11 protein-coding genes and 1 other annotated feature are annotated in these 14,446 nt (G+C 37.6%); of the genes, 10 read left to right on the top strand and 1 reads right to left on the bottom strand.

Features of this window, described 5'->3' with window-relative positions; translation table 11 throughout:
• Positions 1–27 precede the first annotated feature (27 nt).
• The 8 genes from JOC86_RS06510 to dtd all read left to right on the top strand — a co-directional run bounded on the left by JOC86_RS06510 (position 28) and on the right by dtd (position 10,419).
• Positions 28–348 (top strand): post-transcriptional regulator, encoded by a 321-nt coding sequence (locus JOC86_RS06510; protein ID WP_205169236.1) that lies wholly within the window; start codon positions 28–30, stop codon positions 346–348.
• 129 nt (positions 349–477) lie between these two features.
• A complete protein-coding gene (secDF, locus tag JOC86_RS06505) occupies positions 478–2,745 on the top strand; it encodes a protein translocase subunit SecDF (RefSeq protein ID WP_205169234.1) in 2,268 nt (755 codons plus the stop codon).
• A 137-nt stretch (positions 2,746–2,882) separates the two neighbouring features.
• Positions 2,883–3,806, top strand: a complete 924-nt coding sequence (locus JOC86_RS06500) for a cation diffusion facilitator family transporter (RefSeq protein WP_205169226.1) — start codon at positions 2,883–2,885, stop codon at positions 3,804–3,806.
• Positions 3,807–3,829: 23 nt separating this feature from the next.
• The gene (locus tag JOC86_RS06495; protein WP_205169218.1) at positions 3,830–4,165 is read left to right on the top strand and encodes a LapA family protein; all 336 of its coding nucleotides are present in this window, start codon (positions 3,830–3,832) and stop codon (positions 4,163–4,165) included.
• A gap of 152 nt (positions 4,166–4,317) precedes the next feature.
• On the top strand, positions 4,318–6,663 hold the full coding sequence (recJ, locus tag JOC86_RS06490; protein WP_205169216.1) for a single-stranded-DNA-specific exonuclease RecJ: 2,346 nt from the start codon (positions 4,318–4,320) through the stop codon (positions 6,661–6,663).
• A 15-nt stretch (positions 6,664–6,678) separates the two neighbouring features.
• Positions 6,679–7,191, top strand: a complete 513-nt coding sequence (locus JOC86_RS06485; RefSeq protein ID WP_205169214.1) for an adenine phosphoribosyltransferase — start codon at positions 6,679–6,681, stop codon at positions 7,189–7,191.
• Positions 7,192–7,775: 584 nt separating this feature from the next.
• A complete protein-coding gene (locus JOC86_RS06480) occupies positions 7,776–9,965 on the top strand; it encodes a RelA/SpoT family protein (RefSeq protein ID WP_205169212.1) in 2,190 nt (729 codons plus the stop codon).
• A 13-nt stretch (positions 9,966–9,978) separates the two neighbouring features.
• Complete coding sequence (gene dtd, locus JOC86_RS06475; RefSeq protein WP_205169210.1) at positions 9,979–10,419, top strand: D-aminoacyl-tRNA deacylase; 441 nt, start codon at positions 9,979–9,981, stop codon at positions 10,417–10,419.
• A gap of 273 nt (positions 10,420–10,692) precedes the next feature.
• Here the strand turns inward: dtd and JOC86_RS06470 are convergent, their stop codons facing one another.
• The gene (locus JOC86_RS06470; protein WP_205169208.1) at positions 10,693–12,456 is read right to left on the bottom strand and encodes an N-acetylmuramoyl-L-alanine amidase family protein; all 1,764 of its coding nucleotides are present in this window, start codon (positions 12,454–12,456) and stop codon (positions 10,693–10,695) included.
• A 152-nt stretch (positions 12,457–12,608) separates the two neighbouring features.
• On the opposite strand from JOC86_RS06470, the gene JOC86_RS06465 reads away from it, so the two are divergent.
• Together JOC86_RS06465 and hisS are read left to right on the top strand one after the other, a co-directional pair.
• A complete protein-coding gene (locus tag JOC86_RS06465; RefSeq protein WP_205169206.1) occupies positions 12,609–12,785 on the top strand; it encodes an RNA polymerase subunit sigma-70 in 177 nt (58 codons plus the stop codon).
• A gap of 76 nt (positions 12,786–12,861) precedes the next feature.
• Positions 12,862–13,105 (top strand) — a binding site (T-box leader).
• 64 nt (positions 13,106–13,169) lie between these two features.
• Positions 13,170–14,441 (top strand): histidine--tRNA ligase, encoded by a 1,272-nt coding sequence (gene hisS / locus JOC86_RS06460; RefSeq protein WP_205169204.1) that lies wholly within the window; start codon positions 13,170–13,172, stop codon positions 14,439–14,441.
• The last annotated feature ends 5 nt before the right edge of the window (positions 14,442–14,446 follow it).

The following is a 14,446-nucleotide window of genomic DNA, read 5'->3' as shown; positions in this document are numbered from 1 at the left end:
ATTTTGATATGAAGCGGGGGAAAGGGAATGAATGGGAATGAGCATCCATACCTTCACTATTACGATGAGTTATACCCGGCATTAAAGAGTAAAGTTGAGGAGTTTGAAATATTAGGTTACAAGGATGCAACGATAAGTAGCCTATGGACTTACTTATTAAAAAAGAAATGGAAAAAAACAAGCGAACATCCTCGGTTGTTTCAACTTGTAAGTGATATCATAAGCGTAAAACCTGGTGAGTATATGAATTTTGAAACAGTTGAAGCATTCCGTACTCCCAACTGGTTTACTGATTTAGATGAAGAGGAATTAAATGATTTATTTCGCCCTAATAAAGACAGGAAGTAAAAGGAAAACAAATTGACACTGTTTTTTTTCTCATACATAATAAAAATATTGAAATAATTCTATATATATCGAGCTTATTGAATGGTAGGGGGGTACCCCCACATTACGGCAAGGAGGAATATATACATAATGGTAAAACGCGGTAGGATCATTGCTTTCTTTCTAATTGTACTTTTACTAGGAAGTGCAATAGGGGCAACGAGCCAGAATATTTTAGGGAATATTAAATTAGGGCTGGATCTACAAGGAGGCTTTGAGGTCCTTTATGAAGTGAATCCGGCGAAGGAAGGGCAAAAGATTGATCGAGAAGTTGTAGCAAATACAGCCGATGCTCTTGAGGAACGGATAAATGTCCTAGGAGTAAGTGAACCAAATATTCAAATCGAAGATGGAAACCGAATTCGTGTTCAGCTTGCAGGTGTAGAAAATCAAAACCAAGCAAGGAAGATTCTTTCTACCCAAGCAAATTTATCCTTTAGAGACATTAACGACAAAGTTAGGCTAGATGGAACTGATCTAGTTTCTGGAGGAGCAAAGCAAGCTTTTGATCAAAATAATAATCCAATTGTTTCCCTAAAATTAAAGGATCATTCCAAATTTTATGAGCTGACGAAAGAGCTTTCACAGAAACCTTTCCCAAGCAATAAACTTGTCATTTGGCTTGATTTTGAAAAGGGGAAAGATTCGTACGAGAAGGCTTCAAAATCAGAGGATCCTAAATATTTATCTGACCCAATGGTGGATGAACCTATTAATTCGAGTGAAGTTCAAATTACGGGTCAATTTACGGTGAGCGAAGCAAAAGACTTAGCAGCACTATTAAATGCGGGTGCGTTGCCAGTTAAGTTGAAAGAAATCTATTCAACCTCTGTCGGAGCTCAATTTGGCCAACAGGCTTTAGATAAAACAGCGCTTGCTGGAATCGTTGGAATCGCATTAGTTTATTTATTCATGCTGTTCTACTATCGTTTCCCAGGGTTTATTGCAACGGTTACGATTTCAGTTTATATTTACTTAGTATTATTACTATTTAATTTAATGAATGGGGTTCTGACCCTGCCAGGTATTGCTGCGATCGTCTTGGGAGTAGGGATGGCGGTTGATGCGAATATCATAACCTATGAACGAATTAAAGAAGAAATCCGTGTTGGGAAATCGATAAGATCAGCCTTTGCAGCTGGAAATAAATCATCATTTTTAACTATTTTAGATGCCAATTTGACTACATTGCTGGCAGCAGCTGTACTGTTTGCGTTTGGTACAAGCTCTGTAAAAGGGTTTGCAACAATGCTAATCATTAGTATTCTAACAAGTTTCATTACCTCTGTATGGGCTTCACGCTTATTACTTGGCCTTTGGGTGAATAGTCGCTTCTTTAACAAAAAGCCAGGTTGGTTTGGGGTGAAGAAGAAGGATATTAAAGATTTATCCGAAAACTATGACACGCTAGACTTACCGACACGTTTCGATTCTTTTAATTTCGCAAAGCATAGAAAGAAATTTTTCTCGCTTTCTGCAATCCTCATCATTGCTGGAATCATTGTATTATCTATTCTGAGACTGAACCTAGGAATTGACTTTACAAGTGGATCTAGAATGCAGATTATGGCAGAAGAAAGCCTTACAAAAGAGGAAGTTCAAACGGAATTAGGAAATGTGAATCTTTCCACAGACCAAATTGTCATCTCTGGTGATAACCAAAACGTTGCGGTTGTCAGGTACACAGAGGATTTGAGTAAAGAAGAGATTGCTGATTTAAAAACTCATTTTAAAGAGCTATACGGAGCAGAGCCTAGTATATCCACTGTTTCACCAGTAGTTGGAAAAGAGCTTGCTAAAAACGCAATGATGGCAGTTGCGATTGCGGCTGTAGGTATTGTTATCTATGTTACGGTCCGATTTGAATGGAGAATGGCGGTTGCGTCTATTGCTGCCTTATTACATGATGCATTTTTTATCATTGCCTTCTTTAGTTTGACAAGGTTAGAAGTGGATATTACTTTTATTGCAGCCGTATTGACCATTGTTGGTTACTCTATAAATGATACGATTGTAACCTTCGACCGTTTAAGAGAAAATCTTCATAAGAAACGTCGATTAAAAACGGTTGAAGACATAGAGTTGGCAGTAAACCAGAGTTTACGTCAAACAATGGGAAGATCGGTGAATACAGTGTTAACAGTTGTACTAACGGTTATTGGATTGCTGGTTTTTGGAAGTGATTCAATTCGAAACTTCTCGATCGCCTTATTAGTTGGTCTTGTTTCAGGGACGTATTCGTCTGTATTTATTGCCGCACAGCTTTGGTTGGTGATGAAGAAACGGGAGCTTAAGAAGAAAGGCACCATTAAAACCTATAAAGAGAAAAAAGTTACATCAGATGAACCACAAGTATAAATAAGAGGAAGGACTAATATTGGAACATAAAGTTCTAGAGTTAGTCCTTCTTTTCGTGTTGCTGATTTATGCCAAGCATTGACGTTTTTTTCTGAATGCTTCGGATAGAATAAGAAAAAGTGAAAGGAGGAGAATGGATGAGTCATGAGGATCGTTTTAAGAAGGCGGAGTTTGCCGCATTAGTCGGAGTGATCGGTAATATTATTTTAGCTCTAATCAAATGGTGGGCAGGTGTCGTAGGGAATAGTAGGGCACTTATTGCTGATGCTGTTCATTCAGCTTCAGATGTAGTAGGATCATTGGCTGTTTACATTGGATTAAAGGCAGCCAAGCAGCCTCCCGATGAAGATCACCCCTATGGACATGGGAAGGCAGAGTCTATTGCTGCGATTATTGTTGCGGTCTTATTATTTTTAGTCGGGATTGAAATTGGGAAATCTGCCATTGAATCATTCTTTAAACCTATATCTCCTCCATCATCGATTGCCATTTATGCTGTTACGTTCTCCATCATTGTGAAGGAAGCAATGTTTCAATATAAGTATCGTTTGGGTAAGAAGTTAAATAGTGATGCTCTCATTGTGAATGCCCACGAGCATCGTTCAGATGTATTTTCTTCGCTTGCTGCCTTATTTGGTATTGGTTCATCTATGCTTGGAGGTTACTTTGATATTGATTGGCTGGTATATGGGGATCCAGCTGCAGGATTAATTGTAGCGTTGTTTATATTGAAAATCGCTTGGACATTGGGAAAGGAATCCATTCACAATACATTAGACCATGTGCTTCATGATGAAGATACAATAGAGCTTAAAGAAATAATCAAAGCAGTTCCGGGTGTATTAGAGCTAGATGAATTGCATGCAAGAGAACATGGTCATTATGTCATCATTGATTTGAAAATTAGTGTAGATCCTCATATTACTGTAGAAGAAGGGCATAGAGTAGGGAAAAGAGTAAAAGAGAAACTATTAGAAGAAGACAATGTTCAGGATGTTTTTGTTCATATTAACCCTTATAATCGAGATGAAAAAGAATCGGATGTTGATTTGAACGAATAAGGTGTTGTTGAGGAGGAAGAGAATTGAAATTTCAATGGACGTTTTTATTAGGACTTATTTTTGCTTTAATTGTAGCGATTTTTGCCGTCATAAATGTTGATCCCGTTACAGTCAATTATCTATTTGGTACATCTCAGTGGCCGCTTATTCTTGTCATAATCGGGTCTGTCTTAATGGGAGGTACTATTATTGGATCCGTAGGACTTATGCGTCTCTACGTCATTCAAAGAAAAGTGAAAGCTTTAGAAAAAGAGAATGCATTGCTCCGGAGTGAAATGAACCAATTACAAGTGAAGGATAAAACACCTGAGAACAAGGAACCTCTTAAAAAAACTGCTCCAGATGGAATGGGAGAATAAATGAATTAAATAATAGGGTGACTTATATAGGGATTCGATGCCAACGATCATTCTAATAGGTCACCCATTTTTTGTGCTTCCTTTCTAAACGATTCCTAGTGGTGAATATGCTCATTCTTTTGTATAATAGGGGTGGCTAGGAGTGAAGCGTTATGTTAAAGTCAAGAACACGTTGGATTATTCCAACCTATGATGAAGAATTGATAGAACGATATGTAAGAGAATTAAATATTCCCTCGCTTGTTGCAAAGTTATTAATGAATCGAGAGTTGAATGATGTCGAACAAGCCCGGGATTTTTTATTTGACAAAAGCGACCCATTTCATGATCCCTTTTTATTAAAGGATATGAAAATAGCGATTAATCGAATACGGCAAGCAATAGAAAACAAAGAATCTATCCTTGTATTTGGGGATTATGATGCCGATGGTGTGAGCTCGACAACCGTTATGCTACAGGTATTAAAGGATTTAGGGGCAGATGCCCATTTTTATATTCCTAATCGGTTTACAGAAGGATATGGACCAAATGAAGAATCTTTTCGGTTAGCCAAGGATCAAGGTTTTTCTCTTATTATCACAGTGGATACGGGAATTGCCGCTTTAAGTGAAGCTAGACTTGCAAAAACACTTGGGATCGATTTGATCATTACAGACCATCACGAACCCGGACCAGAACTGCCTGAGGCTCTTGCTATCATCCACCCGAAAATGGAAGGAACTACATACCCCTTTCCACACTTAGCAGGTGTTGGAGTAGCGTTTAAAGTGGCTCATGCACTATACGGACATGTACCAGAACATTTATTGGATGTTGTAGCAATTGGTACGATTGCAGATCTTGTCCCACTTATTGGAGAAAATCGTGCAATTGCCAAAAGAGGGTTACGTAAGCTTCGAACCACTAAAAGACTAGGAATTATTGCCCTCTGTAAAATAGCTGGAAGTGCTTTAAAGGACATCACAGAAGAAACGGTAGGGTTTGCTATTGCGCCTAGAATTAATGCAATCGGAAGACTAGGGGACGCAGATCCAGCAGTGGATTTACTTATGACAGAAGACAAGGAAGAAGCAAATGCTCTTGCAGTAGAAATTGATTCAATAAATAAAGAAAGACAATCAATCGTTAGCAAAATGACAGAGGAAGCGGTAGAAATGGTGGAGCGATATTACCCTCCCTCAGATCACTCTGTTTTGATTATTGGAAAAGAAGGTTGGAACTCGGGTGTTGTCGGAATTGTAGCATCAAGATTAGTAGAGAAATTTTATCGGCCGACAATAGTATTAAGCTATGATTCTGAAAAAGGAATCGCTAAAGGCTCAGCTCGTAGCATTTTAGGGTTTGATCTTTTTAAAAATCTTTCTACTTGCAGGGAAATCCTCCCCCACTTTGGTGGACACCCGATGGCCGCGGGAATGACTCTTGGACTGGAAGATGTAGATGAATTAAGAAATAGGTTAAATCAATTGGCCCAAGATCAATTGACAGCAGAAGATTTTATTCCCGTTACGCTTTTAGATGCTAAAGTAGAGCTAAACGAAGTTGATGTTACCTCGATTGAGCAGTTACAATTATTAGCTCCGTTTGGAATGAATAACCCAAAACCGAAACTTACTATTGAAAATGTTACACTTTCTAATTTGAGGAAAATTGGTAGTAATCAAAACCATCTTAAAATTACACTCGATGATGAAGGGAATCAGCTGGATGGTGTAGGCTTTGGAATGGGGGAGATTGCTCATCATATCTCACCACATGCAAATGTGTCCGTTATTGGAGAATTGGCTATAAATGAATGGAATAATATCCGAAAGCCACAGATTTTTCTTCAGGATGTAGAAGTTAATCACTGGCAGCTGTTTGATGTTAGAGGATTAAAAAGTAGAAGCAAATGGCTTGAACAGGTACCTGCTGTGAACAGGAAATTTGTTGTATTTCAGCCAAACACTCTTGCTGTCCTTGGCTTACAGCCTCCAGAAGAAGAAGTTTTGTTGATTCAAAGTATAGATGATTCCAAACAAGCAGACATTAAGGGCTGTCATTTAATCCTTATTGACTTACCAAGTAATAGTGAATATTTGCATGCATTATTAGATCAATCTCAGCCAGATAGAATCTATGCCCATTTTTATCAACAGAATGATCACTTCTTTAGTACGTTTCCTACGAGGGATCATTTTAAGTGGTATTATGGATTTTTAGCAAAACGTGAAACTTTTAACTTAAATAAGTATGGAAACGACTTGGCAAAACATCGAGGCTGGACTAGAGAAACAATTGATTTTATGTCACAGGTGTTTTTTGAATTAGATTTTGTTACAATAAACAATGGACTTATTTCCTTAAATCCAGTTAAGGTAAAGCGAGACTTTGAAGAGTCTTCAACTTATTGTCAAAAGCAAAGGCAATTTACGTTAGAAAATGAATTATTGTATTCTTCTTATCAGGAGTTAAAAGCCTGGTTCGAAAAAAGAACGAATGTTGTCTGCAAAGTATGAGGAGGAAGCAGAATAATGGACTTAAAACAATATATCACTATTGTTGAAAATTGGCCTAAAGAAGGAATTAAATTTAAAGATATCACCACTCTAATGGATAATGGTGATGCTTATAGATATGCAACCGATCAGATTGTTGAATATGCAAAAGAAAAAGAGATAGATCTTATCGTTGGTCCGGAAGCACGTGGGTTTATTATCGGATGTCCTGTCGCATATGCTCTTGGGGTAGGATTTGCACCCGTACGTAAGCCAGGGAAACTTCCTCGTGAAACAGTAAAAGTTGAATATGGATTAGAGTACGGAAAAGATGCTCTTACTATCCATAAAGATGCGATTAAACCTGGTCAACGAGTTCTGATCACAGATGATCTCCTTGCTACCGGCGGTACGATTGAAGCGACCATTAAGCTGGTGGAAGAGCTTGGTGGAGTTGTGGCAGGAATAGCTTTCCTTATTGAACTCACTTATCTAGATGGCCGTGATAAATTAGATGGCTACGATATCCTTACATTAATGCAATACTAATGACAGCATAGACGAGCGCTCAAGTATGAGTGCTCTTTTGTTAATTTTGAAGAAAAGTTCATGTTGGATATTATTGGATTTAAAGGGAGTTGGAGGATGGGGAATACTTCTGCAGCCTATATAAAGCTGGATCAAACGTAATTAAAATTCGACAAAATTCATCATATTTTGTATGAATTCTATTCTAATGCTTTACATATTCACTTTTTTTTTTGATAATAGTAACAATCGTAAAAAATTTTATTGTAAAGATAATTTATTCTATTTTCTTTCGTAAAGGCTATTTTCTAAAAGTTTGTTGTTTTTTTAAGAACAATAAATTTTTTTAAAAAGGTTGGTCTTCGCTGCAGGTGCGAGACTCCTGCGGGGGCAGCGGGACAGGTGAGACTTAGGCAGAAGCCATGCGACGAGGCGGCTCACCGCCCGCCCTGCGGAAAGTGAGCATCCTTTCGCTGCAACCAACTAACTCTTTTTCAAATAACATCAATTTTTACGAAAGCAGTCTTCGTAAAAATAGTATAAGATCAGATAAAGGTAGTTAAATAATATAAAAACATAATTATAGAGTAAAGGTGATTCTGCTTATGGCGAAGGATCAAGTGTTGACTCCTGAACAAGTTGTAAATAGAACAAAAGAATATTTAAATGTTGAACATGTCCTTCTTGTTCAAAAAGCCTATGAGTTTGCAAAAGAAGCTCATAAAGAACAATATAGGAAGTCAGGGGAACCTTACATCATTCATCCTATACAAGTAGCGGGAATCTTAGCCGATTTGGAAATGGATCCTTCTACAGTAGCAGCAGGTTTTTTACATGATGTAGTAGAAGATACAAATTGTACCCTTGAAGATATTAAGGAAGCATTCAATGATGAAGTCGCGATGCTTGTTGATGGGGTGACAAAGCTCGGAAAGATTAAATATAAATCCCAAGAAGAACAACAAGCTGAAAATCATAGAAAAATGTTTGTAGCAATGGCACAGGATATCCGCGTGATCCTAATTAAATTGGCGGACCGCCTTCATAATATGAGAACATTAAAACATTTACCGAATGAAAAGCAAAGGCGGATTTCTAATGAAACACTAGAAATATTTGCTCCATTAGCTCATAGATTAGGGATCTCTAAAATTAAGTGGGAGCTTGAGGATACTTCATTACGCTATTTAAACCCACAGCAGTATTACCGAATTGTAAATTTAATGAAAAAGAAACGGGCTGAGCGTGAGCAATATCTTGAGGAAGTCGTGCAAGAGGTAAATGATCGTTTAGAAGATGTAAAGATTACTGCTGAATTATCAGGTCGTCCAAAACATATTTATAGTATTTATCGAAAAATGGCTCTCCAAAACAAACAATTTAATGAAATCTATGATCTCCTTGCTGTAAGGGTTTTAGTAGATAGTATTAAAGATTGTTATGCTGTATTAGGGATTATTCATACATGTTGGAAACCAATGCCTGGTCGTTTTAAAGATTATATTGCCATGCCTAAACCAAATATGTATCAATCCCTTCATACCACGGTAATAGGTCCTAAGGGTGATCCTTTAGAGGTTCAAATCAGAACAAATGAAATGCATGAAATCGCCGAATATGGTGTTGCCGCCCATTGGGCTTATAAAGAAGGAATTCCAGTAAATGAAAAAGCAACATTCGAAAAGAAACTTTCATGGTTCCGTGAAATACTAGAGTACCAAAATGATTCTGCGAATGCAGAAGAATTCATGGAATCGTTAAAAATTGATTTGTTTTCTGATATGGTTTTTGTATTTACACCTAAGGGTGATGTCATCGAGCTACCATCAGGCTCGGTTCCGATAGATTTCTCGTATCGAATTCACTCTGAGATTGGAAACAAAACGATCGGTGCCAAAGTGAATGGAAAAATGGTCACGCTAGATTATCGTTTAAAAACCGGTGACATTGTTGAAATTATGACATCAAAGCATTCATATGGTCCAAGTAAAGATTGGCTTAAGCTTGCTCAGACCTCTCAAGCAAAGAACAAAATTAAACAATTCTTTAAGAAACAGCAAAAAGAAGAAAATATTGAAAAAGGTCGAGAACAGGTTGAAAAAGAAATTAAAAACCTTGAGTTTGAGCTTAAAGAAGTTTTAACAAACGAAAATGTGAAAAGAGTCGCAGAAAAGTTTAATTTTTCAAATGAAGAGGATATGTATGCTGCAGTAGGATATAACGGGATTACCGCTGCCCAAATTGCTACTCGTCTAACTGAAAAATTAAGAAAGCTGCGAAATCAAGAAGTATCTCTTGAAGAAACTATGTCAGACTTAAAGGCTCAACCACCTAAACGGAAAAGAGATGCAGGAGTACAGGTTAAAGGAATAGATAATTTACTCATTCGTTTATCCCGCTGTTGCAATCCTGTTCCGGGGGATAATATTGTTGGTTTTATCACAAAAGGTAGAGGTGTCTCTGTTCATCGTTCGGATTGTACAAATGTCACATCAGAAGCTGTCGAACAACGATTAATCCCCGTAGAGTGGGAAAGTGATGTAAATGATCGAAAAGAATACAATGTTGACATTGAAATATCTGGTTATGATCGTAGAGGATTATTGAATGAGGTATTACAAGCCGTCAACGAGACAAAAACGAATATTTCGGCTGTTAGTGGAAAATCCGACCGGAATAAAATGGCAACGATTAATATGTCGATTTCGATTCAAAATATTTCTCATCTTCATAGGGTTGTGGAGAGGATTAAACAAATATCAGATATTTATGCCGTTAGAAGGATAATGAACTAAGGAGATTGTTTTCATGAAAGTCGTGCTACAAAGAAGTAAAAAAGCATCAGTTACGATTGAAGGTAGAGTTACAGGAGAAATTGACTTCGGCTTTGTTCTTCTTGTGGGAATTACCCATGAAGATTGTGAAAAAGATGCAGCATATCTAGCTGACAAAATTGTTAATTTAAGAGTGTTTGAAGACGAAGAAGGTAAAATGAACCACTCATTAGTAGATGTTAAAGGCTCGGTATTATCGGTCTCTCAATTTACTCTCTATGGAGATTGTAGAAAAGGAAGAAGACCAAACTTTATGAATGCTGCAAAGCCTTCCCATGCGGAAGTCATTTATAATCATTTTAATAACTTACTTAAAGAAAAAGGTGTTAAAGTCGAAACGGGTGTTTTTGGAAGCATGATGGATGTACAGCTCATTAATGATGGTCCAGTTACATTAATTGTCGAAAGTAAATAAACAAGACTGTTTTCGTAAACATTGTTGTTACTTGAACAGGAGTTAGTTGGTTGCAGCGATAGGATGCTCGCTTTCTGCGGGGCTGGCGGTGAGCCTCCTCGTCGCCTTGTTCCTGCTTTAGTCTTACCTGTGCCGCTTCTCCCGCAGGAGTCTCGCACCTTCCGCTCCAAAAAACCTTTTCACAAAAATTTATGTTCTTATAAAACAACAATCTTATAGAAAGCAGCGATAAATAAAGAAAGGCTGATCTAAATGGTCAGCCTTTCTTGTTATTTATTCTTCAAAATACGAAGTAATGCCATTATACAAACTAATGGCGGCCATATCTTGATATTGGGAGGATGTAACGGTTCTTTCTTCGTTAGGATTGCTAAGATAACCTAATTCAATTAATACGGAGGGTTGTGAGTTTTCCCTAATCACAAAGAAGTCTCCCTTTTTTATTCCGCGATTTCTTAGAGTTAAAGTATCCCCAAGTTTTTGATCCATGGCCACTGCTAGTTCTTTCTGATAGTCATGGTAGTAATAAGTGGTAAACCCGTTGATGGATGAATCATTAATACTATCATAATGTAAACTTATAAAAGCATCTGCACTGTTAGAATGGGAAATTTCCACCCTTGAATTTAGATGTAAATACCGATCGTCATTCCGTGTTAAAATCACATTGGCGCCAGCATGTTTAAGCTTATAATAAAGGTTCTCGGCAGTTTTCAATGTTAACTGTTTCTCCAACGTTCCCCTAAAACCGGTTGTCCCACTGTCAATCCCTCCGTGTCCTGGATCTAATACAATGGTTTTTCCCTCTATTGTTCCGTCTCGATTTGTTGGGGAAGGTGAATCTGATGAAGATTGATTATTATTAAGCGATACGACCCATCCAGCAATGAACCCAGTTTGACCATTTCCTAAATCAATTTCATACCAATCAGATATACTTGAGACAATGGAGAACACATCACCTGAGTTTGCTCGTTTTACAATAGATGCATTCACATTTGCATCGCTTCTAATATTTGTCCCATTATAAAGGATCTTAATGGTGGATTCTTTTGACTGACCATCCTCTTTAACGGTAGAATCTACATTCTTTTCAATCAACCATCCGGCTATCCATCCCATTTGTCCATCTGCTAATTCCACTTGGTACCAATTGTTTTCTTTTTTTAAAAGTTGGAAACGATCCCCTTTGGAAGCTTTTGCAATAACTTTGCCGTTTAAGGATCCTTGAGAACGTATATTGACTGATTCTACGGTTACTTTACCTGTCAACGAAGAGCTCGAGTCAACGTTCTCACCTGTCTCTCCATTTTGATTGATTTGGATATATTGATTATTAATCCATGCTTCGTTATTTCCAAACTGGATTTGATACCAACCAGGTACACTGGCTGACACTGTTACAGTATCTCCCTTTTGTAAAGTACCGATAACGGAACTGTTAAGGCTGGGTTCAGATCTTACATTTAGCGCAGATGTACTGATGGTTCCTACTTTTTCGATAGGAGTTGAATCAACCTTTTTCATTTGCTTTTTCCTTGTTTGGATATAGTCTTTATGAACCCAGCCACTCCCCTTATCGGAAGAAATCTCTAACCATTCACCTTTTCGATCTAGAATGCTTACATGATCTCCTTTTCCAAGGACTGCGATGATGCTATTGGCTGTACCGGGACCACTTCTAATTCTTAAAGAAGAGACTGTAGTCTGACCCTCTTTGTTTTTAGATGAATCCTCTGTTTCAATAGTGGGTTCATCACTTGTAACGAGCCATTCTGCTACCCATCCTTTTGTAAATACGTCCAGTTCAATCTGTATCCAATCATTTTCTACTGCTGTTACCTTAAAGTTCTCGTTTCGGTTGACTTGAGAAATAATGGAATAGCTTAAGCCAGGTCCACTTCTGACATTTAAGGCATCCGTTTTAATCGTAACCGACTGTGCTTCGGCATTTACTTTAGTGACATCACTAATTGGAGTAATGATTGATAAGATCAGAACAATGCTGAAGAAAATCGGCATAAACTTGTCTTTCATATTTCACCACCTAAAATGATTTATGGAAAAATAATAATAAAATTCCATCCTTCTTAATATAACATTCTTGCTTGAACGAAAAATTCCTTTAAAACGAAATAAATTTATTGAATTGGAAATGATAAGTAAGAAAGCTTGAAAGGAATGATGATATGAGAGCAAGTGAAAAAGGAATACAAGCAAACAATGGTGAAAATCAAGTGTTCGGTGTAAACTTTCATCAATTTTTAGAAAAAGAAAAAGATGCGACGACAATTGAGCTAGCGTCTGAATTCGGGCTTACGTTTAAAGATGTTCGTTTACTAAAAAAGAAAATGGAAAGATGTTAAGCAGAAATTTATTAGGAGCTCTTGACATCATCGTAGTCCATCCGTATTATTATAGAGATAAAATATCTTTCATGAATAAGAACCATTGATGGAGCACAGTAACTAAATCTCACATGAAAAGAGAAGAAATGTCCTAGGCTGAAAGCATTTCTACATCGTGACTTAGTGAAGGAACACTCTGGAGGTTTCCCTCTGAAATTTTTCACAAAGAGTAGGTGTGGGACGTACTAGGCGTTAACAGGTAAAGAGGAGACTAACTAAAATAATAGGTTAGCCTCAATTAGGGTGGCACCACGGGAATCTAAGCTCTCGTCCCTTGTTTCGTACAAGGGATTGAGGGCTTTTTTTATTTACATAAAAAATATGACAAGGGAGGAACATAACATGTCTATACAAATTCCACGCGGAACACAAGACATTTTACCAGGAGATTCTGAGAAGTGGCAGTATGTAGAGCGGGTCGCATCAGAAATTTGTAGGAACTTTCAATACAAGGAAATTAGGACACCTATATTTGAATCCAGTGAATTATTCATGCGCGGTGTAGGAGATACAACCGACATCGTCCAGAAGGAAATGTATTTGTTTGAGGATCGTGGTGGAAGAAATCTAGCCTTAAGACCAGAAGGAACGGCTTCTATTGTCCGTTCATACGTCGAAAATAAAATGCACGGTCTAGCGAATCAGCCTGTGAAACTTTACTACACAGGTCCAATGTTTCGATATGAGCGACCACAGGCAGGACGTTATCGTCAGTTTGTACAATTTGGAGCGGAGGCTCTAGGGAGTGAAGATCCAAGCATTGATGCTGAGGTACTTTCATTGGCTATGAGTATTTATCAGAAGCTTGGACTGAAAAAATTGAAGCTCGTGATTAACAGTTTAGGTGATTTAGAAAGTCGTGCGGCACACAGAGAAGCTTTAGTCAATCACTTTAAAACAAGAATTGGAGAATTTTGTTCCGATTGTCAAAATCGTTTAGAAAAAAACCCACTTAGAATTCTTGACTGTAAAAAAGATCGCGACCATGAATTAATGAGCACTGCTCCTTCAATCATTGACTTTTTAAATGAAGAGTCAAAAAACTATTTTGAAAAAGTTCAACAATATCTAACTTCAATGGGAGTAGATTTTATAGTTGATCCTACCCTTGTTAGAGGTCTGGATTATTATAATCATACTGCATTTGAGATTATGAGTAATGCTGAAGGATTTGGTGCCATTACTACATTATGCGGTGGGGGACGTTATAACGGACTAGTCAAAATGATGGGGGGACCTGAGACCCCTGGAATCGGTTTTGCCTTTTCTGTTGAAAGGCTATTAGCAGCACTTGATGCTGAAGGTGTTGAATTACCCATTGATCAGTCAATTGATTGCTACCTAGCCTCACTTGGAGATGAAGCAAAAGACTTTACAGTAAAACTGCTCAATGATCTACGTATAGAAGGAATTTCAGCAGAAATGGACTATTTAGATCGTAAAATAAAGGCACAGTTTAAATCAGCTGACCGCTTAAAAGCAAAGTATGTAGCTGTCCTGGGAGAAGATGAATTAGCTCAAAATGTTATTAACTTAAAGGATATGAGTAGTGGAGAACAGCAGAAAATTTCTCTTGAAAGCTTTGTAGAACATCTAAAACAGAAATGCCAATAAGGAGG

This window comes from Rossellomorea pakistanensis (assembly GCF_016908495.1).
Classification (GTDB): Bacteria; Bacillota; Bacilli; order Bacillales; family Bacillaceae_B; genus Rossellomorea; species Rossellomorea pakistanensis.
The sequence above is the reverse complement of the archived record's forward strand: the minus strand, read 5'-3'. Positions and strand labels throughout refer to the sequence as shown.

Excerpts from the sequence above, each read along its gene's own strand:
- JOC86_RS06510 (WP_205169236.1), top strand. The coding sequence starts at position 28 with ATGAATGGGAATGAGCATCCATACCTTCACTATTACGATGAGTTATAC.
- secDF (WP_205169234.1), top strand. The coding sequence starts at position 478 with ATGGTAAAACGCGGTAGGATCATTGCTTTCTTTCTAATTGTACTTTTA.
- JOC86_RS06500 (WP_205169226.1), top strand. The coding sequence starts at position 2,883 with ATGAGTCATGAGGATCGTTTTAAGAAGGCGGAGTTTGCCGCATTAGTC.
- recJ (WP_205169216.1), top strand. The coding sequence starts at position 4,318 with ATGTTAAAGTCAAGAACACGTTGGATTATTCCAACCTATGATGAAGAA.
- JOC86_RS06485 (WP_205169214.1), top strand. The coding sequence starts at position 6,679 with ATGGACTTAAAACAATATATCACTATTGTTGAAAATTGGCCTAAAGAA.
- JOC86_RS06480 (WP_205169212.1), top strand. The coding sequence starts at position 7,776 with ATGGCGAAGGATCAAGTGTTGACTCCTGAACAAGTTGTAAATAGAACA.
- dtd (WP_205169210.1), top strand. The coding sequence starts at position 9,979 with ATGAAAGTCGTGCTACAAAGAAGTAAAAAAGCATCAGTTACGATTGAA.
- JOC86_RS06470 (WP_205169208.1), bottom strand. The coding sequence starts at position 12,456 with ATGAAAGACAAGTTTATGCCGATTTTCTTCAGCATTGTTCTGATCTTA.
- JOC86_RS06465 (WP_205169206.1), top strand. The coding sequence starts at position 12,609 with ATGAGAGCAAGTGAAAAAGGAATACAAGCAAACAATGGTGAAAATCAA.
- hisS (WP_205169204.1), top strand. The coding sequence starts at position 13,170 with ATGTCTATACAAATTCCACGCGGAACACAAGACATTTTACCAGGAGAT.